Source organism: Stutzerimonas azotifigens DSM 17556, from assembly GCF_000425625.1.
Classification (GTDB): domain Bacteria; phylum Pseudomonadota; class Gammaproteobacteria; order Pseudomonadales; family Pseudomonadaceae; genus Stutzerimonas; species Stutzerimonas azotifigens.
Genome location: NZ_AUDU01000062.1, coordinates 26,298 through 49,300 on the forward strand (window position 1 = coordinate 26,298; position 23,003 = coordinate 49,300).

Sequence of the window (23,003 nt, forward strand, 5' to 3'; positions counted from 1 at the left end):
AGAGCGCCTCGTGGGGTCTCGACCGCGAACGCCCCCTAGTCAAGCCCGGGCAAGTCGAACGACAGCTGCCCGGCCGCCGCATGGCGCCTTTCGCAGTCGAGCAGCCAGCGTTTGCGCTCGATTCCGCCGCCATAGCCGGTGAGCGAGCCATCGGCGCCGAGTACGCGGTGGCACGGCACGATGATGCCGATGGGGTTGTGGCCATTGGCGAGGCCAACCGCGCGTGACGCGCCCTGCCGGCCGATGCGCGCGGCCAGGGCACCATAGGACTCGGTCGCGCCGTAGGGGATGTCGCACAGCGCCTGCCAGACGGCCTGCTGGAACGGGGTGCCCCGCGGTGACAGCCGCACATCGAAGCGGCGCCGCTCGCCGGCGAAGTAGGCCTCCAGCTGTGCCCGCACCGGCGCGAACAGCCGGTCGTCGCGCCGGCAGCCAGCGGGCAGCGGCGGGCGGTATTTCTGATCGTGCATGTAGAGCCCGGTCAGGGCGGTGCCGTCGCCCAGCAGAAGCAGGTTGCCGACCGGCGAATTCATCTCGCTGTAGTACATGGCCCCCGCCCCCTTTGGCTCAACCTCAGCTCACCGACAGCTCGCGCGCCGGGCCGCTCACCCGCTCGCGGGCGACCCTGATCTCGCGGACCGGGGGCAGGCCGAACAGGCGGCCGTATTCGCGGGTGAACTGGGAGACGCTCTCGTAGCCCACTTCGAAGGCCGCGCGGCTGGCGCTCACGCCTTCGGACAGCATCAGCCGCCGCGCCTCGATCAGGCGCAGCCGTTTCTGGAACTGCAGCGGCGACAGCGAGGTCGCCGCCCGGAAGTGCTGGTGGAAAGCCGACGGACTCATGCCCACCACCGCCGCCAGGCGCTCGACCGGCAGCGGCCGGGCGAATTCGGCACGCAGCACGGCGACCGCGCGGGCCACCCGTTGCGCCTGAGCGTCCGGCCAGCCGAGCCGCCGCAGGGCGGCACCGTGCCGCCCGGCCAGCAGCCAGTAGTGCAGCTCGCGCATCAGTTGCGCCCGCAGCACCGGAATCGATGCCGGACGGTCGAGCATGCGCAGCAGGCGCAGCGCCGCATCCGCCACCTCGGCGTCGGTGGGTTCCACCCGCACCGGCGAGCCGTCGGCGTCGGATTGCGCGCTCATCTCCATCGCCAGGTCGGCGATCAGCGCCTGGTCCAGTTCCAGTACCAGCGACAGATAGGGCGCGCCGAGGCTGGCGCGGGTGATCTGGCTGACGATGGGCACGTCGGCGCTGATCAGCAGGGAGTCGCCGGCGCCAAAGGTGAACACCTGCGCGCCCATGGCGACCTGCTTGCTGCCCTGCAGTACCAGGCAAACGAGCGGCCGGGAAATCGTGTGCAGCAGGCCGCTGGGGGCGGTCGCGCGCACCACCGCGAGGCCGGGCAGGGGCGTGCGCGCCAGGCCTTCCTGATCGGCACAGGTGTCTGCATGGCGTCGGGCGGCGTCGAGGAGTGTGGTCATGGGGCAAGCCTAGGCGGGTGCGCGTGACGTTGCACGTACTTCTGGAGGATCAGGCAAAGGTCTTCGAGGTTCCGGCAACCCGGTCCTGCACTCCGGCGGCACCATGAAGCCGTCACCCACTCGCAGAGGAACAGCAGCATGACCAAGATCACCCTCGTCACCGGCGGCAGCCGCGGCCTCGGCCGCAACACCGCGCTCAGCATTGCGCGTCATGGCGGCGACGTCGTGCTCACCTACCATAGCCGCCGCGAGGAAGCCGAGGCGGTGGTCGCCGAGATCGCCACGCTGGGTCGCAAGGCCGTCGCCCTCAGGCTGGACACCGGCGACGTCGCCGCCTTCGCGCCCTTCGCCGAGGCGTTGCGCGGCGCACTGCGCCAGCACTGGCAGCGCGAGACCTTCGACCACCTGGTGAACAACGCCGGCCATGGCGAATACGCCGCGCTCGAACAGACGAGCGAAGCGCAGTTCGACGGGCTGGTCAACGTGCATTTCAAGGGCGTGTTCTTCCTCACCCAGACCTTGCTGCCGCTGCTCGCCGACGGCGGCCGGATCGTCAACCTGTCGTCCGGGCTGACCCACATTTGCGCACCCGGCTACTCGGTATACGCCGCGGTCAAGGGCGCGGTCGAGGTGCTGACCCGCTACATGGCCAGGGAGCTCGGCGAGCGCGGCATCGCCGTCAACACGGTCGCGCCCGGTGCCATCGAGACCGACTTCGGCGGTGGCGTGGTGCGCGACGACCCGGCGCTGAACAGGCAGTTCGCGCAGATGACCGCACTTGGCCGGGTCGGCGTGCCGGACGACATCGGGCCGATGATCGCCAGCCTGCTGTCCGAGGCCAATCGCTGGGTCAACGCCCAGCGCATCGAGGTGTCCGGCGGCCAGGGCCTCTGAGTGGCGGGTGGCGGCGCCGGTCAGGTTTTCGCGCCGGCCAGCGCCGCCACCCGCAGCGGCCGCAGCAGGTCGCGCTTCTTGCTGCGGTGCCCGCGCATGCGCCGCAGCACGTCGTCCAGGGTCGTCAGCGCCTTGAGGATGTACGGCCCCTTGTTCAGCATCACGCACTCGGCGCGCACGCCCATCGCCGCATCGGTGATCTCCGAGCGCGAGGGCGCGCCCTTCTTGGCCAGGCTCTCGAGCACCTGGGTGGCCCAGATCACCGGCACGTGTGCCGCCTCGCACAGGCACAGCATCTCTTCCTGGACCTCGGCCAAGCGCTCGAAGCCGCTCTCCACCGCCAGGTCGCCACGCGCGATCATCACCCCGAAGCGCGCCAGGCGCATGCCGGCCAGCAGCATGGCGGGCAGGTTCTCGAAGCCGGCGCGGGTCTCGATCTTCAGCACCACGCCCAGATGGTCGGCCCTGAGGTTCGCCAGGTGATCGAGCAGGACGACCACATCCTCGGCGCGGTTGGCGAAGGACATCTCGACGATGTCGGCATGCTCGGCGGCGAAGGCCAGCGTTTCCAGGTCCTCCTCGGTAGGCGCGCGCACCGGCAGGTCGCTGTCGGGGAAGTTGATGCCCTTGTCGCGAGCGAGCCTGGCGCAGCCGCTGGCGTGCGCGACCTGGGTGATACGCAGGGTCAGCGCCTCGGTGGAGGCCGCCTCCACCCGGGCGCCGATCTTGCCGTCATCGAACCACACCGGATCGCCCTCGGCGACGGCCGCCAACACCTGCGGCGGCGTGCAGCCGATGCGCGCGGCTTCGCCTTCGGACGGCGGCTCGACCGCACGGGTGTCGGCGGTCAGCACCAGCGTGTCGCCGACGCGGAGCCGCAGGTGCTGCTCGCGCGGGGGCAGCTCGCCGACGCGCAGGCGGCCGAGCGTCTTGCCCGCCCGCAGGTGCCTGAGCCGCAGGCCGCTGATGAAATAGGCGGTCTTGCACAGCTCCACCAGGCAGCCGCCCGGCTCCGCGGCGACCACCGTCATGCTCCGCTTCGAGCACCGCGCATCGCGGAATTTCAAGGTATCGCCGGGGCGGAACTTCACCGCCTCGTCGCCGGCGATGGGCAACCGCGCGTCGGCGCCGGCATCCTCTGCATCCGCCGCCTCCCAGGCCAGGCGCACCCGCGCCGGGCTGGCCACCTGCCCGTAGGCATCGCGCCGGGGCCGCACCTTGCACACGCCCGGCGCGGTGGCGATGGGACCGGTGCGCAGCTTGGGCCCGGCGAGGTCGAGGGTGACCTTGCAGGCACGCCCCACGCGTTTTTCCGCCGCGCGCACGTGCTCGATCATCGCGCGCCAGCTGGCCGGCTCGTCGTGCGCGCAGTTGATGCGCGCGCAATCCATGCCTTGCCGCACCAGCGCCTCGATCAGCCGGCCGTCGCGCGCCGCCTCGGAAGGCAGCGTCACCATGATCCGCACCGGCCGCTCGGACTGGGGCTGCCCGAACAGCGCCCGGGTGTGCGCCTCCAGCAGCCGCTCGCCCTCGCTCAAGCCCAGCGCCGGCATGACGGGGGTCTCGGCATCCGGGTGCTCGAGCCGCCGCAGGATGCCGATCACCGCCGTCACCGCGGCGAGCGTCGCCGCCTCCGAGCGCCCGAGCGACGACAGCCCCAGCTGCGCCAGTTGCGCCTGCAGGTCGCGCACCTCGTGGCGACGCAGACAGAGGTACTGCAGCAGGTTCTCGGCGCTCTGCCGGTAGGTCGGATCGAGCGGCATCCTCTCCAGCGGCGCCAGACAGGCGGTGCTGGTCATTTCCTCACGCAGCCGTTCGAGCGGCGCAAGCAGCTGTTCGGAACGCGAGCCCGCGGATGAACGGACCGGTGTCTGTTTCGGCATCGGGAATCTCCGGAGCATGCGGCCCTGGGCCGCCTACGGCTATCGACAGACTCGCCGCGCGAAGGGGCAGTTTCATGACAGGCGATGGACGGCTGCCGGAGAAAAGGCAGCCGGGACTCAGCGAGGCAACGATCGCCTGGGAGGAGAGACGCTCGCCCCATTCCCGATTACCCTGCCAGGCGCAGGCCATGATCGGTCGCTCTGCCGCGACAGCCGGATCTGCGCCGGCCCGCTGGCTGGCACAAAGGTCCGCAAGGCACGACACCACAGCGAATAAGAGAGGTCACCATGACAAACGAAACGTTCGACAAGGGTTTCGCCAACCGCAAGGCCGTGCTCGGCGCCGAGCACGTCGAACGATCCTGGGCGGCCGCGGATGAGTTCAACAGACCCATGCAGGAACTGGTCACCCAGTATTGCTGGGGAGAGATCTGGGGCGACGAGACGCTGCCGTTCAAGACCCGCAGCATGCTCAACCTCGCCATGCTCACCGCCATGAGCCAGCACCATGAACTGGGCGTTCACGTGAAGGGCGCGCTGACCAACGGGGTGACCAAGGAAGAGATACGCGCCGTGCTCATGCAGGCGGCGATCTACTGCGGCGTGCCGCTCGCGCTGGCCGGGTTCCGCGTCGCCAGCGAGGCGATCAAGGCCTGGGAAGCCGAGCGGGCCTGAGGCCTCGAACGGCCAGCCCCACACCTGAGGAAGTGCCCATGCACACGTCCGTCTCGCGTGTCCTGGGCCGCGCGCCGGGAAACGCGGCTATCCCGGCAATGACGGAGCGGCCGTCTAGTCTTGGGTGCTGACCTCGCCCGGGCGGTCCTTGAAGGTGAACAGGCGGTACAGATAGACGACGCCGATGACCGCCAGCACGATCTTCGAGCCGGGGTCGAGGTAGTCGGCGACGCGGTGATACTCGGCGTGCAGCAGGTAACCGAGCAGAGCCAGCAGGAAGGTCCACACCAGCGAACCCAGCACCGTATAGAACACGAAGGCGCCCAGGCGCATGCGCGCGATCCCGGCAGGCACGGAAATGAGGGTGCGTATGGCGGGCACCAGCCGGCCGAAGAACACCGCCTTGCGGCCGTGCGCCTGGAACCAGAGGCACGCCTCGCTGACGTCGTCCGGGGCCAGCGTCAACCAGCGCCCGAAGCGTTGCGCTAGGCGGCGCATGCGCTGTTCACCGAGCAGCGCGCCGGCGAAATACCAAGGCAGCGCACCCAGGAAAGAGCCCAGCGTGCCAGCGAGCACCACGCCGACGAGGTTGAGCTCGCCGCGCGCGGCGAGAAACCCGGCCAGCGGCATGATGACTTCCGAGGGGATGGGCGGAAACAGGTTCTCGGCGAACATCAGCAGCACGATGCCGATGTAGCCGCCCTGCTCTATCAGGCCGGTAAGCGATTCGAACACGGAAATAGTCCTGGCAAGGATTGATCGGATTTGGCGGGCACGGATCAGCTTGGTCCGCCAGGGTGCCCGGAAGGTTCACGAGGGGTGGCATGCGCCTCCGTTTCACCTGGCGATGACGCGTTGACGATCGGCCGATTGCGCGTCTTGTAGAGGGAAACGACCACCCCGCCCAGCAGCAGGGCGAGCGTGACGGTCAGCGACACCGCTGGCGGAATCTTGCCGATGATGCCGACAAGGAAGATCTTGCCGCCGATGAACACGAGCACCAGCGCCAGCGCGTATTTCAGGTAGGCGAAGCGGTGCAGCAGTGCGGCCAGCGCGAAGTAGAGCGCGCGCAGCCCTAGCACGGCGAAGATGTTGGAGGTGTAGACGATGAAGGGGTCCTGGGTGATGGCGAAGATGGCGGGCACGCTGTCCACCGCGAAGACCAGGTCCGCGCACTCGATCAGTATCAGCGCCAGGACGAGCGGCGTGCCCCAGAGGACGCGGCGCCCGCTGGCGTCGGCGAGGCGCACGAAGAACCGGTTGCCATGCAGCTGGTCGGTGATGCGCAGGTGACCGCGCACGAAGCGAATGAAGCGGTTGCTCGCCAGGTCGGGCTGCTCGTCAAGGCGGGAGAACAGCATCTTCAGCCCGGTCAGCAGCAGGAAGGCGCCGAAGACGTAGAGTATCCAGTCGAACTCGTGGACCAGCGCCGCCCCGATACCGATCAGCAGCGCCCTGAGGACGATGACCCCGAGGATGCCCCAGAACAGCACGCGATGCTGGTAACGCCGGGGCACACCGAGAAAGCCGAAGATGAGCGCGATGACGAAGACGTTGTCCATCGACAGCGACTTCTCCACGAGAAACCCCGTGAGGTACATGAGACTGGCGTCGCCGCCCTTCTGGACCCACACCCAGATGGCGAACAGCAGCGCGATGGTGATGTAGCCGGCGGACAGCAACAGGCTTTCCTTGACGTCGATCTCCCGTTCGCGACGGTGCAGGACGCCAAGATCGAAAGCCAGCAGGACGGCGACGATCGCCAGAAAGGAAAACCACAGCCAGGCGGCGGTGCCGAGGAAATCGGCGAACAGAACGTGGGCCATGCGAGCCCCTCCTACAGTCGAATTGATCAACTGTGACTCCGACATGGCGGTTCACCACCGTCAGAGGGGCCCGGCGTCACGCCAGACAAGCTATTGCACTGCGGGCGGCGTCTCAACAGCCGCTTATTACAGATTATTGCCGAGAGGCCGGCGTCTGGCGGCGCAGCTCAAGGGTGCGGGTCCCGCTGGCTCCCGGTCTGGAGGTCTGCGCCAAGGGCCATGCCGCCGCCACCGCCGGCTCCGCCCCCTCCCCCGCCTTTGCCTGTACCTTGTCTCGCCTCGTCCTTTCCGCCCTTTGCGCGCGACGAGGAGGCGGGGCGGACCGGGCCCTGTTTCGGGATCGAAACCTGGGTGGGTATCGGGTCCAGGTCGAGCACGCTGCGGATGAAGTCACGCAGGTGGATGACCAGTTCGGCGGTATGTATCGGGCGTCCGGCGGCCAGTTCGGACGCGGCCCTGGCCGCCAGCCGTACCTGTTCCTCGGTGCCCAGCAGGATGATGTCCGACAAGGCGGCTTCGACGGAGTCGCGCACCCGCCGAGATCGATCGCCGCCGGTCCATTCGCTGCCCGGCTCGGCCACTATCGCCGGGTCCAGCATGACATCGGCATTGACCATCACCGTTTCGGTAACCGTCGCGTCATCCTTCCTGCGGCGAAGATCGCGCAGGTGTGTGGGATCCACCTCGAGGTTGCCGGTAAAGGAGCCGCCCAGCGTCTTGTAGGCCGCTATGAGCGTGCGCAGACGCTCGTTGATCTGGCGGTTTTCGCGCTCGCGTCGCTGTTGCACCGTCTGCATGACGAGCAAGCGGATACCCACCCCGATCACCGTGATCACGGCCAGCCCCAACAGCGTTGTCAGCAGTCCCTCCCAGGAACTGAAATCCAGATTGCGCATCTGCAGGCTCCAACGCGGCCGGGACAGGCTTGCGGCCTGCTACCGGACCGCCCGTCCAAGGGATTCCTGTACGCGAGCAGGCACCGGCCTGTCGCGGAAGGCTGGCCGCCGGCGACCAGCCCGCGCGTATCCAGCGCGCTGCCGCCATGGCACGCGCAGGGCGGCACCTGCCTCAGCGCAATGGCGAAGGCGGCGACTGGCGCTCTATGCCCATGGTAGTGGTGTCGGGCAGCTCGACCTCGGCGCGCTCGAAGTCCGGGCTGTGCACCTCCGAATCCAGCGGCATGTGGCTGTAGCGCTGGTCCAGCGCAGCCTGCCGCGACGGTTGTGGGTGGCTTTCGCTGAGGATGCGCTTGGCCTCGCAGCGGCCGGTCATGCCGCGCACCAGCGCCATGCCGCCGAGCGCCAGCTGCAGCATGCCGCCCAGCCCGCCGCGGCGCAGGCCGCGGCCGAGCAGCATCAGGCCGCCGGCCACCGAGGCGGTGCGCTCCCAGCCGTGGACGTTCTGCGGTGTGGTCTTGTCGAACAGTCGGTTCATGAAAGGTCTCCGCTGGGGTGATCCAAGCAGATGACTGCCGCCACGGACAGCCGTTCCGGGCCGGCCGGCGACCGCTCATCGGCTGCCGCCGGGCAAGCCGAACAGCCGGCAGGTGTTCGGCTCTCAATCTTGGGCCCGGGTAGTCATCGGTCCGAGCGCCTGGCTGTGGCTTCTCGCCACCCGATCACAACAACAAGAAGGAAAGGCCATCATGAACTGCCGTGACCCCCGCTCACGCGGCGCCGCGTTCGTGCGCCCGTGGTTGCTCGTTCCGCTCGCCCTGGCCGTCGCCGAGCCAGCCCTCGCCGCATCCTGCGCAAGCCTCGCCGGCCTGTCGATTCCGGCAGACGCCATCGGCCTGCCCACCCGCGGCGCCCGCGTCACCGCGGCCGTCCCGATGCCGGCCGGCGGCACCGCGCCGCAGACCTACGGCGCCTACTGCGAGCTGTCGGCGGACATTCTGCCGGTCGATACCGCCGCGCCGCCCATCCGCATGCGCCTGGCGCTGCCCGAGGACTGGAACCGCCGGGCGTTGATGCTCGGCGGGGGCGGCTACAACGGCACCATTCCCAACGTGGCCGGCAATATCCCGGCCGGCCCGGTGGATCGGCCGGTGCCGCTCGGGCGCGGCTATGCGGTGTTCGGCAGCGATTCGGGGCACACCGCCAACCCGCTGAGCCCCGGCGACTTCGCCTGGAACGAGGAGGCGCTGGCCAACTACGCCCACGATGCGCTGAAGAAGACCCGCGACACCGCCATGTTCCTGATCGAACGGCGTTACGGCCGCGCCCCGGAGCGCAGCTACTTCGCCGGCGGCTCCACCGGCGGGCGCGAGGCCTTCGCCGTGGTGCAGAAGTGGCCGACCGACTTCCAGGGCGCGATCGCCCTCTACCCGGCCTACAACGCCGCCGCGCTGGACCTGCAGATCGGCCGCATCACCCGCGCGCTGGCCCGGCCGGATGCCTATCCGAGCCTCACGCAGCGCGCCGCCCTGCTGGAAGCGGCGATGCAGGCCTGCGACGGCCTGGACGGCGTGCAGGACCGCATCATCAGCCACCAGGCCGCCTGCAACGCACGCTTCGATCCGGCCAGGGCCACCCTCAACGGCCGCCCGCTGCGCTGCCCGGGCGGCGCCAACAGCGGCAGCGACTGCCTGTCCGATGCGCAGATCGAGTCCTTCCGGGTGCTCGACACGCCGATCCGCTTCAACTTCCGGATGGCCAGCGGCGAGCGCGGCTATCCGGGCTTCAACACCTGGGGCACCGACTGGGGCCGGCCGGGCGAGGGCGTGCAGGCGCTGGTCAACCGCCTGGGCCTGAACACCCTGCAGCCGACCTACCCGATGCCGGTGCACGGCACCGGCTTCGCCGAGGGCGCGCCCTACCATTCGGGCTTCTGGGACGAGTGGGTGCGCCACTTCGTGACACGCAACCCGACCTTCAACTCGCTGACGCTGGACCCGGCCAACCCTGGGCCCTGGGCCGCGCGGATCAGCGAGCTGTCGCTGCGGCAGGACGTGGTCGAAACCGACCTGAGCGCCTTCGCCCGCAACGGCGGCAAGCTGCTGCTGGCGCACGGTACCTCCGACCAGCTGGTGAGCACCCGCGCCTCCGCCGACTACTACGAGCGGCTGCAGCGCGACATGGGCCGCGGGCGCACCTGGCAGTTCGTCCGCTATTACGAGATCCCCGGCTACGCGCACGCGGCGAGCACCGTGTTCAACGCCGCCTGGGACTCGCTCGGCGCGCTGGAGGCCTGGGTCGAACAGGGCCGCCCGCCGCGCCGCCAGGTGGTCACCGACACCTTCGCCGTCCCCGGCCGCACCCGCCCGCTGTGCGACTACCCGGCCTGGCCGAAGTACCGCGGCAAGGGCGACGTGAACGCGGCGGAGAGCTTCGTCTGCGTCAAGGCCGGCGTGGGCGGGCGCTGATCACCCGACCTGTAGGAGCGGGCGACTGGCTTGTAGGGTGGGCTTCAGCCCACCCTCGACCACGCCGTGGGTGGCCGCTTTGCCCTGTGGACTGAAGCGGAGCGCCGCCCCGCCCACCCGACGATTGCCGAGTTCCCCCATTCGCGAGTCCGGGTCGCTTGGCCCGCAGTCGCCGCGAGGGCGCGGCCTCCCACAGGATTCGGTAGGTGCCACCCGCTTTTTATGGCCACGAACAAGCCCCCCCAAAACGCCGAGCCGGCGCGCGACCAGATTGCCTGCCTCGGCCACAACGGGCGTCACAGACATGCGCCGGCAGCGAACACAATCGTCAAACGGTGCTCTATCTTGTGCGACGAGGCGCCAGCATCCTGGCGCCCATGACAGGACGAAAGCGATGAGCGAAGACATCGGAAAACTCGTTTTGCGGGTCGGCACCGGCGTGCTGATTCTGCTGCACGGCATCTTCAAGCTGCAGAACGGCGTCGACGGGGTGGCTGGCATGCTCACGGCCCATGGGCTGCCGTCGGTGCTGGCCTATGGGGTCTACCTCGGCGAGGTGGTGGCGCCGGTGCTGGTGATCATCGGCCTGTACACCCGCATCGCCGCCGTGGTCATGGCCGGCAACATGGTGGTGGCCTTCGCCCTGGCGCACATGGCGCAGCTTTTCTCGATCGGGCCGATGGGGGGCTGGGCGCTGGAGCTGCAGGGCATGTACCTGTTCGCCTCGATCGCCATCGCGCTGCTCGGCGCCGGCCGGCTCAGCGTCGGCGGCACCGCCGGGCGTTACAACTGACGCCGGCGCGCGTCTGACCGCCCGGCATGCGCCGGGCCATCCGCTCCCCCAAGGACCGACCATGGCCGCAAAGCCCAACCCTTCCACGCAACAGAAGCACCTCGCGGTACTGATCGACGCGGACAACGCGCCCGCGGCGATCGTCGACGGGCTCTTCGAAGAAATCGCCAAGTACGGCATCGCCAGCGTCAAGCGCATCTATGGCGACTGGACCAAGCCGAACCTCGGCGGCTGGAAGAAGGTCCTGCTGGACTATTCGATCCAGCCCATGCAGCAGTTCGCCTACACCAGCGGCAAGAACGCGACCGACAGCGCGCTGATCATCGACGCGATGGACCTGCTCTACACGGGGCGCTTCGATGGCTTCTGCCTGGTCTCCAGCGACAGCGACTTCACCCGCCTGGCCAGCCGCCTGCGCGAGGCCGGCCTGGAGGTGATCGGCTTCGGCGAACAGAAGACCCCCGAACCCTTCAGGCGGGCGTGCGACCGCTTCGTCTACACCGAGATCCTGCGCGCGGACGCCGAGCCGGCCGAGGCTGAAGCGGCGCAGGCGCCTGCGGAGACACCGGCACCGACCGCACCAGCCAGGCCGGAGGCGGCCTCGCCAGCGAAACCGGTGAGGCCGCAGAAGGCACCCGTCGCCTTCCTCGCCAAGGTGATCGACGACATCTCCGACGAGGACGGCTGGAGCCAGCTGGGCACGCTCGGTCAGAGCATCAGCAAGCTGCGCTCGGACTTCGATGCCCGCCTGTACGGCTACAAGAAGCTCAGTGACCTGATCCGCGCCCACGCCGGCCAGTTCGAACTGGAGGAACGCGGCGCCACGGCATCGGGTGGCAAGTCGCTCTACGTGCGCAACCGCCGAGGCGCCCGGTAGAGAAAGGCTTCGTGGTCAAGACCGCTCCCACGGCGGGCAGCGCTTTTCCCTTCTCCCCCCGGGAGAAGGTGGCCCACAGGGCCGGATGAGGGAAGCCTGGCCAGCTCTTCCCGCCAGCCCCGGTGCGCATGGCCCTTTCTGCGAGCCGGGCGATTTCCTGTGGGAGACCCGACCTCGGGGTGAATGCTTCTGCCCTGTCGCCGCGAGGGCGCGCCTCCCACAGGAGCAGGAGGCGCCGTGCAGGCTTTTCTCCCCCCGGGAGAAGGTGGCCCGCAGGCCGGATGAGGGAAGCCTGGCCAGGTTCTTCCCGCCAGCCCCGGTGCGCATGGCGCCTTCTGCGAGCCGGGCGATTTCCTGTGGGAGGCCCGACCTCGGGGCGAATGCTTCTGCCCTGTCGCCGCGAGGGCGCGCCTCCCACAGGGAACAGGACGCGCCGTGCAGGCTTTTCTCCCCCCGGGAGAAGGTGGCCCACAGGGCCGGATGAGGGAAGCCTGGCCAAGCTCTTCCCGCCGGCCCCGGTGCGCATGGCCCTTTCTGCGAGCCGGGCGATTTCCTGTGGGAGACCCGACCTCGGGGCGAGCTCTTCTGCCCTGTCGCCGCGAGGGCGCGCCTCCCACAGGGAACAGGACGCGCCGTGCAGGCTTTTCCCTTCTCCCCCGGGAGAAGGTGGCCCGCAGGGCCGGATGAGGGCTGGACCGAATGGGCAACGGTGGAGGGCGACCTCGGGCGAGCTCAGACCCTCGCCCGCACCTGCCGCGGGCTGATGCCGAACTGGCGCTTGAAGGCCGTGGCGAAGTTGGCGGCGCTGGTGTAGCCGGCGCGCCAGGCGGCCTCGGCGACGCTGGCGCCTTCGCGCTCCAGCGCCTCGCGCGCCTGCAGCAGCTTGCGCCGGCGCTGGTACTCGAACAGCGTCATGCCCTTGAGCGCGCGGAACTGCCGCTGCAGGGTGTTGGCGTTGCTGCCAACCTCCCGGGCGATGCGGTCGAGCGCCCAGTCGTCCGCCTCACCGCTGTCGAGCAGCGCCAGCAGCCGCTGCATGCGCCGATGCTCGTGGGGGCGCAGGCCCTGCGGGCTCGGCTGGGTGCCGGCCAGCGCCGCCAGCGCCTCGCCGGCAATGTCCAGGGCCCGGCTTTCCAGATACAGGCGCTGCAGCAGCGGGTCGTAGCCCGGCGGATGGAGCAGCTGTTCGGCCAGGGTCAGCAGGCGCGCCGAGGGCGCCCAGCGGCGTGGCTGCAGGTGGCTGCGGGAGAAAGCCTGGATGACTCCGCGGTCCTGTTGGTCGTCCAGCCCGCCGGCGTCGAACCAGTCCGGCGTCAGGCTCACCACCAGCTTGCGGATATGGCTGCCGCGGCGCGCCTGGCGGCGGAACAGCACCGGCTCGGTCATCGCCACCGCCATGCCCTGCGGCATCTGCTGCGGCCCTTCCGCGCCCAGGCTTAATGAGCGCTCGCCATAGCAGACGCTGCTGCGCCCCTCGAGGAAGAGCGCGAAGCTCATCCGCGGGCCGACCTCGTTCTCGGTGACGAAATCCTGCAATTCGTTGCAATCCGAGCAGTGCAGCGACAGTCCGTCGCGCAGCCGCAGCCATTGCAGCCGGCCCTCAAACAGCCGGTCGTCGCAGCAGTTGCCTTGCGTGAGCAGCCGCAGCCCGGGCGGGCTCAGCTCGGGCAGGTCGTCGCGGTGAATGACGTGATCCGGCTCGCACATGTCCTTTCCCCCGTCTCGCACTCGAGAAGCGGCTGGCGCAAAGCAATTGTTCGCTCGGGCAAAGGTTTCGCCGCAGCCGCAGTGGCAGACTACGCGCCGACCGGAATTGTTGCAAATCATTATCATTTTGATAGGCCGCTGGCACCGGCCCGCCACAGCCTGCCGCACAGGAGCTCACGCATGGACAGAACGCACCGCACCCGCCCCCTGAGCATCGGCCGCCTCATGCTGCTCGGCCTGCTGGCGCCCTTCCCGCTGAGCGCGCTGGCGCAGAGCGTCGCCCCGCAGGACGAACCGCTCGAACTGGAGGCCATCACCGTCGAGGGCAACCGCCTGTACGACATGCCGCCTTCGGAGCAGACCGGCGGCTACACCGTGGACGCCGCGACGGTCGGCACCAAGACACCCGCCGCGCTGCGCGACATCCCGCAGTCGATCACCGTGTACACCGACAACTACATCAAGGATCGCAACTTCGTGAACCTCGATGACCTGGCCAAGTACACCGCCGGGTTGCGCACCCTGACCAACGACAGCGGGCGCTCGTCCATCTATGCGCGCGGCTACGAGTACGACGAATTCAACATCGATGGGCTACCCGGCCCGATGGCCAGCATCCACGGCACCGTGCCGTCGCTTTCGCCTTTCGACCGGGTCGAAATCATGCGTGGCCCGTCCGGGCTGTTCAACAGCACCAGCGAGATGGGCGGTATCGTCAATATGGTGCGCAAGCGCCCCACCGATGAGTTCCAAGGCAGTCTGACCGGCCGCTACGGCACCTGGGACCAGAGCTATCTTGAAGCCGATCTTAGCGGCCCTCTGGACGAAGCTGGGCGGGTCCGAGGCCGCATGGTTGCGTCACGTGCCGACACCAATGGCGAGGTGGACTACAACGAAAACACCGGCGAGAGCTTTTACGGTGCGCTGGACATGGACTTGACCGACGCCACCACACTGTCGTTCGGGCTGATCCACCAGACCAAGGACATCGCCCCGCACAACGGCTACCCCACCGACGCCGCGGGCAACCTGCTGGAATGGAGCCACTCGACCTTCCTCGGCGCCGACTGGAACGACTTCGATGGCCGCACCACCGACGCCATCGCCGAGCTGACCCATCGCTTCGATACCGGTGGCTACGGCCGCGTTGCGGTACGCGGCTCCAAGCGCGACACCAACTACCTGTACGCGTACACCGGCGGAGCGGTCAGCCCCAACGGCGACGCCCGTCTGGTCGCCACCGGGCGAGACTTCCAGCAAGACACCCTGTCCGTCGACGCCAGCTACAGTCAGCCCTTCGAACTGCTGGGGCAGGTCAGCGAATTCGTCGTCGGCAGCGATTTCAAGCGCTACGACACGGACTACCGCAACGGCACGGCCAACCTGGGTACGATCAACATCCACGACTACCGCCCGACCGATCCCAGCAAGCCGGCCCTCGTCTACTCCAGCCGGTTCGAGTCCGAAGAACAGGAAGCCGGCCTCTACGCCAAGCTGACTTTCCGCCCGATCGAGCGCTTGGCGCTGATCGGCGGTGCGCGAACCAGTTGGTACGACGGTGAGGTCACCAATACCACCTACACCAGCGGCAACGTCACGCGCCAGGACATCAAGGAAAGCGGCCATGTCACGCCTTACGGCGGCCTGGTGTTCGACCTGGACGAGCAGCATTCGCTCTATGCCAGCTACTCGCAGGTGTTCAAGCCGCAGACCGAGACCGGCGCCGACGGCCGTGTCATCGATCCGCGCGAGGGCGAGCAGTACGAGGTCGGAATCAAGGGCAGCTACTTTGGGGGCGACCTGAATGCGCGGCTGTCGGCCTTCCAGTTGACCGACGAGAACCGCGCCGCCGATGCCGACGGCCTGCCGGGTACCACTGACTACGCTGCTGCCGGTAAGGCGCGCATCCGTGGCGGCGAGGTGGAGGTCAGCGGCTACCTTACCCAGAACTGGGAAGTGCTGGCCGGCTACACCTACATGAAGACCGAGAACCTCTCCGGGGACGAGAACACCCTGTTCCAGCTGATGCCGCGCCACCAGGCCTCGCTGTGGAGCAAGTACACCCTGCCCGCCGGGCCGCTGCGCGGGCTCGGCATAGGTGCCGGAGTGACCGCCATGAGCGACTTCTACATGGAACGCGCCGGCGTGCGCATTAGTGCACCCGGCTACGCGGTGGTCGATGCCAAGCTGTCCTACCCAGTGACGGAGCAACTGACCGCGACGCTGGACGTGAACAACCTGTTCGATCGCGATTACGTATCGCGGGTCGGCAGCGTCGGCACCTTTAACTTCTACGGCCCATCACGCAACCTGATGGTCGGCGCCCGCTACGAATTCTGACCCCAGACGTCGCCGGGCCCGGAACCCGGCGGCCGCTTCGAGAGAGACACCCGATGCCCCAATTCCACGCCCAGGTTTCCACGCCGCGCGCCTCGCGCAACATGACCCGGCTGTGCAAGCACTTCCGCCACAAGGTCGCGGTCGAGGCCGATGAGCGCCAGGCGCACATCGACTTCCCCTTCGGCCTGTGCCGGATGCATGCCGAGCCCGAGCGGCTGCTGATCGACTGCCAGGCCGAGCCCGGCGAGGCGACCGAACGCCTGCGCTTCGTGATCGCCGACCACCTCCAGCGCTTCTCCGGCGAGGAGGCCCTGACGGTCGACTGGCAGGAGGGCCCGCTGCCGGGCGCCCCGGCATGAAGCGCGCGCTGCTCGCCCTGCTGGCCACGCTGCCGGCCTGCCTGGCGGCGGCCCTTGCCGCCGAGCCCGCTTGGCGTCCGGTGACCCTGCCGCAGGCCGAGCAGCGCGACATCCACTCGCGCCAGACCGGCCGCGACTACCGAATCTTCCTCTCGCAGCCCCGCGGCGAGGCACCGCCCGGCGGCTATCCGGTGCTCTATGTGCTCGACGGCAATGCGCTGTTCCCCGGGCTCGCGGTGCAGGCCGATGCGCTGGCCAGCCGCCCCGACGCCGGCCTGCGCGATTCGGTGCTGGTGGTCGGCATCGGCTACCCGGGCGACGCCCTCTACGACCTGGACGCCCGCGCCTACGACTACACCCCGGCGCTGCCGGAGGCGCAGGACGAGCGCCACGGCGGCGCCGAACGCTTCCTGGCCTTCCTCGAGACCGAGCTCAAGCCGCTGGTGGCCGCGCGCTACCCGGTCGATCCCCAGCGGCAGACGCTGTTCGGCCATTCCTACGGCGGGCTGTTCACCCTCTACACGCTGTTCCGCCACCCCGACGCCTTCCAGGGCTACGTCTCGGCCAGCCCGTCGATCTGGTGGGGCGGCGGCTATCTCCTCGGCGCGCGCGACCGCTTTCTCGCCACAGGCGGCGAACGCCCGCCTGCGGCCCGGCTGCTGCTCACCGTCGGCGGCGCCGAGGAGCCGGCTACCGTCGCGCCCGATGACCCGCGCCAGCGCCGCCTGGCCGAGCGCCGGATGGTCGGCAATGTCCGCGAACTGGCGCAGAGCCTGGCGCCGCTGCAGGCGCACGGCCTGGCCAGCGAGCTGCGCGTGCATCCGGAGGCGGACCACGGCACCAACGGCTGGCTGACCGCCATCGAGGCGCTGACCTTCGCCGCCCGGCCCTGACAGCGCGACGGACTGCGGGCACAACCGGGCGCTTTCCGCGGTCAGATGGGCAACTGCCTGCGAGCCCAAGCCCATGGATCCACAAGACAGCGCCACCTTCCCCAACGCCCCCTGGCACCTCACCGGCTCCGCCTGCCTGTCCGCCTGGCGCGTGCCGGCGCGGGTGCTGCCGCCGGTCCCGCAGGGGCTCGACTACCTGAGGCTCGGCGACACCGCCCTGCTGATCACCGCCTGGGCCCGCTACCAGCCGGGCGGCACGCTGGCCTACAACGAGCTGGCCGTGGCGGTGCCGGTGCGCGGCGGCGGCCTGCTGCTGCCGGCCTGCACGGTCACCCAGATCTGGGTCGACGACGAGCGCGCCGCGCAGGGCGGCAAGAAACTCTGGTGCCTTCCCAAGCAGCGGGGCGCGTTCGAGATCGAGAGCCTGGAGGACGAGCGAACGTTTGCCGCCCGGGCCGCGTTCGACGGCCAGGCACTGGCGTCGCTGCGCTTCGAGCCCGCCATCGCCGTGCCCGGCCGCCCGAGCGCCAGCGGCTTCGTGGTGCAGTGCAACGAGGCCGGGCCGGTGCGCACGCGCTGCCGCGGCCGTGCGCGGCTGGTCCAGGGCCGCGCGCTGTGGGACTTCGCGCCGGCCGGGCCGCTGGGTTTCCTGCACGGCCGCCAGCCGCTTTTCAGCGTCCGGCTGCGCGATCTGGAAGCCTCCTTCGGCGTCTGAACCCAGGCACCTCGGGCGGCTACAGCCGCTCGATCGGCAGCAGGCGCACCACCAGCTCGTCCTGGGCGAAGCGTTTCTCCAGCATGGCGCGGTATTGCTGCCACCAGTCGCGATCGAGCTGCCAGGCCATCACCTCATAGATCACCAGCTCGTCGTGCACCGCCTGCTCGCCCTCTTCCTTCCACAGCCCGGTCGCCGGCGCCTGGGTGAAGGCGGTCAGCCCCTCGAAGCGGGCCAGCAGCTCGTTGCGCACGTCGCGGTACAGGCGCCGCGGAAACGGCCGGCCGTGGTTGTCGTAGAGCGGCAGCAGGATCTGGATCAGGTGCATTCGAAGCGCTCTCCAGGCGGGCCCCGATTTCCCTCAGACAGGCCGCCGGCGCTGGGGTTTTGCCGGGGCCTGGCCCTATACTGCGCGCATGCCCCGCAGGACTCCGGCCATGACCGCTTCCCTCCCCGTTTCGCGCTTCTGGCGCGACGACGCCCTGCCCCACCTGGAGCTGCGCAGCGTGCGCGACGGGCGCCAGGTCTGCCATGCCCGGCATGCGCACGAAACCTTCTCCGTCGGCCTGGTCACCGGCGGCCGCAGCAGCTACCTCAACGGCACGAGCCGCCAGCACATCGGCGCCGGCACCCTGGTGCTGATGAATCCCGGCGACGTGCATGCCTGCAATCCGCTCGGCGACCGCCCCTGGGCCTACCACATGCTGTACGTGGACGCCGGCTGGCTGGGCGAGCTGCAGCAGGAACTGGACGGAGGCACGGGCTTCCGGCCATTCCGAGCCATCCGCAGCGACGATGCCGAACTGCGCACGGGCCTTTCACGGCTGGTGGCGACGCTGACCTCGGAGGACCGCGAGCCACTTGCTCGCCAGGGCGCGGCGGTGGAGTTCTTCTCGCAACTGCACCAACGCCTGCAACCGGGCCCGGCGTTCGAGAGGCCGGACAACCGGCGGCTGGCCAGGGCGGCCGAATACATCGCCGAGCAGCATGCCCGGCCGCTCCGGCTCGAGGACATCTGCCGCGAGGTCGGGCTGTCGCCGGCCTACCTCGTCCGCGCCTTCAAGGCCCGCTACGGCATGACCCCGCACGCCTACCTGATCAACCGCCGCGTGCAGGTCGCGCGGGCGCGACTGCGCCAGGGCCGGCCCATCGCCGATGCGGCGCTGGAGGCGGGCTTCGCCGACCAGGCCCACCTGCAGCGGGCCTTCAAGCAGCTGCTGGCGGCCACGCCCGGGCATTACCGCCGGGCTCAGCCCAGCAGCAGGTAGAGCGCACTGGCCGCCAGCAGCGCAGCCAGCACCCGGTTGAAGCGGCGCAGACGCGCCGGCACCCGCAGATAGCCTTGCAGAAAACTGCCGGCCCAGGCCCAGCAGGCGATCGAGGCGTAGCAGACCACGAAATACACCACGGCGAACTGGCCGATCCGGCCAATCTCGCCGTCGGCGGCATAGGCGCCCATGCCCGCCACCGAGGCCAGCCAGGCCTTGGGGTTGAGCCACTGCATCAACGCGCCGCAGGCCAGCGAAGGACGGCTCGCCGGCTTGCCATTCCCCAGCTCGCCGCGGTCGCTCGCCAGGCGCCAGGCCATGTACAGCAGGAAGGCCACGCCGGCCAGGCGGATGCCTTCGGTCAGCCCCGGCCACAAGGCCAGCAGCTCGTGCAGGCCGAGCCCGATCAGCACCAGCAGCAGGGTGAAGCCGAGCGTGGCGCCGGTGACGTGGCGCATCGCCGCCCGGGCCCCGTAATGCGCCCCGGCGCTCAGCGCCACCAGGTTCACCGGCCCGGGCGAGATGGAAGAAGCCAGCGCGAACGCGGCCATGGAAAGCGTCAGACTCATCGGTTGCCACCGTCTTGCGAATGTCGGCGGGACTCTAGGCGGCGGGATGGAAGGCGTATTGAAGGAAATTGACCTGCATGGAGAGGGCTCGCGCATGCGCCCTCATCCGGCCCTGCGGGCCACCTTCTCCCGGAGGGAGAAGGGAAAAGCACTGACCTCGACGCCGAACGCGCCTGCACGGCTCCTCCTCCTGTGGGAGGCGTGCCCTCGCGGCGACAGCAAGAGCTCGCCCCGAGGTCGGGCCTCCCACAGGTGTCCATCCGGCCCTGCGGGCCACCTTCTCCGCCAGGGAGAAGGAAAAAGCGCATGATGAGGCCTCGACTGCAAATATTTCAGAACAACCCCAGCTGATCGTCGATCAGCCGCGAAAAGTCATCCTCGACGAAGGGCAGGATGCCATCGGCCACCGGCTGCAGCTGGCGCGTCACGTAGTGCTCGTAGTCGATCGCCGCCTGGCGCGCCTCCAGCGGCTCGGGGCCGGCAGTGGTGATCAGGTAGCTGATCCAGCCGCCGCTCTGGTAGCGCCGCGGGCGGCCGAGGCGGGCGTTGTGTTCGTCGGCCAGGCGCGCGGCGCGGACCTGCGGCGGCACGTTGCGTTCGTAGTCCGAGAGCTTGCGGCGCAGGCGCTTGCGGATCACCAGTAACTCGTCCAGCTCGCCGGCGCGGGTCGCGCGCACCGTCTCGCGCACGTAGTCGCGGTATGGCTGGCCGGTGAACACCCGCCGGTAGAGCTCCTGCTGGAACTGCTGGGCCAGCGGCGACCAGTCCGAGCGCACCGTCTCCAGGCCCTTGAAGATCATCCCGTCGCTGCCGTCCGGGCGCGTGACCAGCCCGGCGTAGCGCTTCTTGCTGCCCTCCTCGGCGCCGCGGATGGTGGGCATGAGAAAGCGCCGGAAGTGCGTCTCGAACTGCAGCTCCAGCGCGCTGGCCAGGCCGAACTCGGCCTGCAACTGCCCGCGCCACCAGGCATTGATGTGCGCCACCAGCTCGCGACCGATACGCGCGGCCGTCTCGTCGTCGTGAGGGTGGCCGAGCCAGACGAAGGTGGAATCGGTGTCGCCGTAGATCACCCGGTGGCCCTGCGCCTCGATCAGCTCGCGGGTGCGGCGCATGATCTCGTGCCCGCGCAGGGTGATGGACGAGGCCAGGCGCGGGTCGAAGAAGCGGCAGCCGCTGGAGCCGAGCACGCCGTAGAAGGCATTCATGATGATCTTCAGCGCTTGCGAGAGCGGCTTGTTGCCCTCGCGCTTGGCCGCCTCGCGCCCCTCCCAGACGCGCTCGACGATCGCCGGCAGGCAGTGCCGGGTGCGCGAGAAGCGGGCGCCGCGAAAGCCCGGCACCGAGGCCTCGTCGCCGGGCTCGCGCAACCCCTCGACCAGCCCCACCGGGTCGATCAGAAAGGTGCGGATGATCGAGGGGTACAGGCTCTTGTAGTCCAGCACCAGCACCGAGTCGTAGAGGCCCGGGCGCGAGTCCATGACGAAGCCGCCGGGGCTGGCCTCGGGCATGCGCTCGCCGAGGTTCGGCGCGACGAAGCCCTGGCGGTGCATCGCCGGCAGGTAGAGGTGCTCGAAGGCGGCCACCGAACCGCCGCTGCGGTCGGCGGCCAGCCCGGTGACGGTGGCGCGCTCGAGCAGGAAGTCGAGCACGCCGGTGTGCTCGAAGATGCGCGTCACCAGCTCGCAGTCCTTGAGGTTGTAGCGGGCCAGCGCCGGCTTGTCCTCGGCGAACATGCGGTTGATCTCGTCCATGCGCTGGTAGGGGTTGTCGATCGCCTTGCCCTCGCCGAGCAGGCTCCGGGCGACGTTCTCCAGGCTGAAAGAGGGAAAGCTCCAGAACGCCGAGCGCAGCGCCTCGATGCCATCGATGATCAGCCGCCCGGCCGCCGCGGCGAAGAAATGGTTGTTGCGGCTGCCGTGCTCGCGCCAGCCCATTTCGTCGCCGCCGCGGCCCATGCGCAGCGGTACCTGCAGCCGCTGCGCATGGTCACGCAGGATGCGCAGGTCGAACTGCACCAGGTTCCAGCCGATGATGGCGTCGGGGTCGTGTTCGGCCAGCCAGGCGTTCAGCCGCTCCAGCAGCTCGCCGCGCGTGGCGCAGTAGTCGAGGGCGAAGTCCACCTCCGCCGAATCGCCGTTCGGCGGGCCGAGCATGTACACCTGGCGCTGCCCGCAGCCCTGGATGGCGATCGAGTAGAGCTCGCCGCGGGCGGTGGTCTCGATGTCCAGCGAGGCCAGCTTCAGGCGCGGGCGGTAGCCGGTCGCCGGCCGGAGGTAGCCGTCGCGCAGCCCGCCGCGGCCGTCGGGCGTGCCGCGGAACAGCACCGGTGCGGTGATGAAGCGCTCCATCAGGTAGCGCTCGGGCGGACGCACGTCGACTTCGTAGAGGTCGACGCCGGCGGCGCGCAGGGGCTTTTCCAGGTTCAGCAGCTGGCGGTACTGCGGGCAGTACAGGCCGAGCACCGGGCGATGGCGGAAATCGGCAAGCGCCAGCGGGCGCAGCTCGGCGCCGCGCTCGCGGGCGAGCACCGCCTCGGCGCGCGTGCGCTGCTCGGCCGGCACGAAGGCCACCGCCGGTTGCGGCGGCAGGCTCAGGTATTGCGGGCCATCGTCGGTGGCGAGCCAGAAGGCGACCTCGATGCCCTCGGGCATGTCGCGCCAGTGCCGGGTGAGGACGAAACCCTGCCGTAGATCCACCGTGATTGCCTTTCCAAACCGCCGAGCCGCGATTCTACCGGCGCCGGGCCGCGCCGGCTGCCTGCGGCGACCGCCGTCCATGCGCCCTCCGCCGGACGAAGCCGGTGAACCCGGGCGGCGCCGCCGACTCGTAATCCTGCATGCTACGCGAACCTGCCCGGAGGAAAGCCCCATGCCCGACACCCCGGTGAGCGTCAGACACGAACCGGCCGCCGAGCGCTACCTGCTGCTGGTCTCCGGCCAGCCGTGCGGCGAGGCGCGCTACCTCGAGCACGGCGAGCAGGTGGTCTTCACCCACACCGAGGTCGATCCGAGCCTGTCCGGCCAGGGCCTCGGCAGCGCGCTGGCGCGCGGCGCCCTGGAGGACGTGCGCCGGCGCGGCAGGCGCATCGTCGCCCGCTGCGCCTTCATCGCCGATTACCTGCAGCGCCACGACGACTGGGACGACCTGGTCGACCCGCCGTGACGGCCATCCGCAGTGCGGCATGGCGCCCCGGCGCTTACTTTTCCTTTACATCCGCTTCACCCGCAACTGACGTTATCCGCCGTAATGTCGTATACAGGCTGCGACCGTGGCCCGTGACACCGCTCGGCAACCCACCTGGCGGGCAGCGACCCGCCGCCCGGTGGCGGGCCCGTGCCGCGTCGTGCTTCGCGAAACG

The 23,003-nt window shown here is 69.6% G+C and carries 22 protein-coding genes; 11 read left to right on the top strand and 11 right to left on the bottom strand.

Annotated features, from left to right (window positions below; all coding sequences use genetic code 11):
* Window positions 1–35: 35 nt before the first annotated feature.
* Entirely contained in the window at window positions 36–548 is a 513-nt protein-coding gene (locus H610_RS0106580; protein ID WP_028238948.1) for a methylated-DNA--[protein]-cysteine S-methyltransferase, read from the bottom strand.
* Window positions 549–573: 25 nt separating this feature from the next.
* Window positions 574–1,482, bottom strand: coding sequence for an AraC family transcriptional regulator (locus H610_RS0106585; RefSeq protein WP_028238949.1), 909 nt, complete (start codon window positions 1,480–1,482; stop codon window positions 574–576).
* A gap of 138 nt (window positions 1,483–1,620) precedes the next feature.
* On the opposite strand from H610_RS0106585, the gene H610_RS0106590 reads away from it, so the two are divergent.
* Window positions 1,621–2,376, top strand: coding sequence for an SDR family NAD(P)-dependent oxidoreductase (locus H610_RS0106590; RefSeq protein ID WP_028238950.1), 756 nt, complete (start codon window positions 1,621–1,623; stop codon window positions 2,374–2,376).
* Window positions 2,377–2,396: 20 nt separating this feature from the next.
* Here H610_RS0106590 and H610_RS0106595 read toward each other — a convergent pair whose 3' ends face one another.
* Window positions 2,397–4,259, bottom strand: a complete 1,863-nt coding sequence (locus H610_RS0106595) for a pyruvate kinase (protein ID WP_028238951.1) — start codon at window positions 4,257–4,259, stop codon at window positions 2,397–2,399.
* Between the two features lie 288 nt (window positions 4,260–4,547).
* On the opposite strand from H610_RS0106595, the gene H610_RS0106600 reads away from it, so the two are divergent.
* Complete coding sequence (locus H610_RS0106600) at window positions 4,548–4,934, top strand: carboxymuconolactone decarboxylase family protein (protein WP_028238952.1); 387 nt, start codon at window positions 4,548–4,550, stop codon at window positions 4,932–4,934.
* A gap of 114 nt (window positions 4,935–5,048) precedes the next feature.
* On the opposite strand, the gene H610_RS0106605 is transcribed toward H610_RS0106600, so the two are convergent.
* From H610_RS0106605 to H610_RS0106620, 4 genes are all read right to left on the bottom strand, one after another.
* Window positions 5,049–5,669 carry a DedA family protein gene (locus H610_RS0106605; protein WP_028238953.1) on the bottom strand — a complete coding sequence of 207 codons (621 nt, stop codon included), beginning with the start codon at window positions 5,667–5,669 and terminating at the stop codon, window positions 5,049–5,051.
* Between the two features lie 44 nt (window positions 5,670–5,713).
* Window positions 5,714–6,760, bottom strand: coding sequence for a TerC family protein (locus H610_RS23360; RefSeq protein WP_084166383.1), 1,047 nt, complete (start codon window positions 6,758–6,760; stop codon window positions 5,714–5,716).
* 167 nt (window positions 6,761–6,927) lie between these two features.
* On the bottom strand, window positions 6,928–7,656 hold the full coding sequence (locus H610_RS0106615) for a hypothetical protein (protein ID WP_028238954.1): 729 nt from the start codon (window positions 7,654–7,656) through the stop codon (window positions 6,928–6,930).
* Between the two features lie 172 nt (window positions 7,657–7,828).
* The gene (locus H610_RS0106620) at window positions 7,829–8,194 is read right to left on the bottom strand and encodes a YgaP-like transmembrane domain (protein ID WP_028238955.1); all 366 of its coding nucleotides are present in this window, start codon (window positions 8,192–8,194) and stop codon (window positions 7,829–7,831) included.
* A 211-nt stretch (window positions 8,195–8,405) separates the two neighbouring features.
* On the opposite strand from H610_RS0106620, the gene H610_RS0106625 reads away from it, so the two are divergent.
* The 3 genes from H610_RS0106625 to H610_RS0106635 all read left to right on the top strand — a co-directional run bounded on the left by H610_RS0106625 (window position 8,406) and on the right by H610_RS0106635 (window position 11,794).
* Window positions 8,406–10,124: a tannase/feruloyl esterase family alpha/beta hydrolase gene (locus H610_RS0106625; protein ID WP_051231546.1), complete on the top strand. Its 1,719-nt coding sequence runs from the start codon at window positions 8,406–8,408 to the stop codon at window positions 10,122–10,124.
* A 394-nt stretch (window positions 10,125–10,518) separates the two neighbouring features.
* Window positions 10,519–10,917, top strand: a complete 399-nt coding sequence (locus tag H610_RS0106630; protein WP_028238957.1) for a DoxX family protein — start codon at window positions 10,519–10,521, stop codon at window positions 10,915–10,917.
* Between the two features lie 61 nt (window positions 10,918–10,978).
* Window positions 10,979–11,794, top strand: a complete 816-nt coding sequence (locus tag H610_RS0106635) for an NYN domain-containing protein (protein WP_028238958.1) — start codon at window positions 10,979–10,981, stop codon at window positions 11,792–11,794.
* Window positions 11,795–12,526: 732 nt separating this feature from the next.
* On the opposite strand, the gene H610_RS0106640 is transcribed toward H610_RS0106635, so the two are convergent.
* Window positions 12,527–13,501 (bottom strand): helix-turn-helix transcriptional regulator, encoded by a 975-nt coding sequence (locus H610_RS0106640; RefSeq protein WP_028238959.1) that lies wholly within the window; start codon window positions 13,499–13,501, stop codon window positions 12,527–12,529.
* 180 nt (window positions 13,502–13,681) lie between these two features.
* On the opposite strand from H610_RS0106640, the gene H610_RS0106645 reads away from it, so the two are divergent.
* The 4 genes from H610_RS0106645 (at window position 13,682) to H610_RS0106660 (ending at window position 17,808) form a co-directional block, all read left to right on the top strand.
* Entirely contained in the window at window positions 13,682–15,841 is a 2,160-nt protein-coding gene (locus H610_RS0106645; RefSeq protein WP_043237833.1) for a TonB-dependent siderophore receptor, read from the top strand.
* 53 nt (window positions 15,842–15,894) lie between these two features.
* Window positions 15,895–16,200 (top strand): DUF2218 domain-containing protein, encoded by a 306-nt coding sequence (locus H610_RS0106650; protein ID WP_028238961.1) that lies wholly within the window; start codon window positions 15,895–15,897, stop codon window positions 16,198–16,200.
* Window positions 16,197–17,093 carry an alpha/beta hydrolase gene (locus H610_RS0106655; protein ID WP_028238962.1) on the top strand — a complete coding sequence of 299 codons (897 nt, stop codon included), beginning with the start codon at window positions 16,197–16,199 and terminating at the stop codon, window positions 17,091–17,093. Before H610_RS0106650 ends, H610_RS0106655 begins: the two co-directional genes overlap by 4 nt.
* A 73-nt stretch (window positions 17,094–17,166) precedes the next feature.
* On the top strand, window positions 17,167–17,808 hold the full coding sequence (locus tag H610_RS0106660; RefSeq protein WP_028238963.1) for an acetoacetate decarboxylase family protein: 642 nt from the start codon (window positions 17,167–17,169) through the stop codon (window positions 17,806–17,808).
* A 19-nt stretch (window positions 17,809–17,827) separates the two neighbouring features.
* On the opposite strand, the gene H610_RS0106665 is transcribed toward H610_RS0106660, so the two are convergent.
* Window positions 17,828–18,136 (bottom strand): hypothetical protein, encoded by a 309-nt coding sequence (locus tag H610_RS0106665; RefSeq protein ID WP_028238964.1) that lies wholly within the window; start codon window positions 18,134–18,136, stop codon window positions 17,828–17,830.
* A gap of 109 nt (window positions 18,137–18,245) precedes the next feature.
* Between H610_RS0106665 and H610_RS0106670 the strand changes: the two genes are divergently transcribed.
* Window positions 18,246–19,076 (top strand): AraC family transcriptional regulator, encoded by an 831-nt coding sequence (locus H610_RS0106670; RefSeq protein WP_028238965.1) that lies wholly within the window; start codon window positions 18,246–18,248, stop codon window positions 19,074–19,076.
* On the opposite strand, the gene H610_RS0106675 is transcribed toward H610_RS0106670, so the two are convergent.
* Together H610_RS0106675 and H610_RS0106680 are read right to left on the bottom strand one after the other, a co-directional pair.
* Window positions 19,058–19,645, bottom strand: coding sequence for a LysE family translocator (locus tag H610_RS0106675; protein ID WP_028238966.1), 588 nt, complete (start codon window positions 19,643–19,645; stop codon window positions 19,058–19,060). The genes H610_RS0106670 and H610_RS0106675 overlap by 19 nt on opposite strands.
* A gap of 332 nt (window positions 19,646–19,977) precedes the next feature.
* Window positions 19,978–22,341, bottom strand: a complete 2,364-nt coding sequence (locus H610_RS0106680; RefSeq protein ID WP_028238967.1) for a DNA polymerase II — start codon at window positions 22,339–22,341, stop codon at window positions 19,978–19,980.
* Between the two features lie 172 nt (window positions 22,342–22,513).
* Here H610_RS0106680 and H610_RS0106685 point away from each other — a divergent pair, with 172 nt between their 5' ends.
* Window positions 22,514–22,807 carry a GNAT family N-acetyltransferase gene (locus tag H610_RS0106685; protein WP_028238968.1) on the top strand — a complete coding sequence of 98 codons (294 nt, stop codon included), beginning with the start codon at window positions 22,514–22,516 and terminating at the stop codon, window positions 22,805–22,807.
* Window positions 22,808–23,003: the final 196 nt, after the last annotated feature.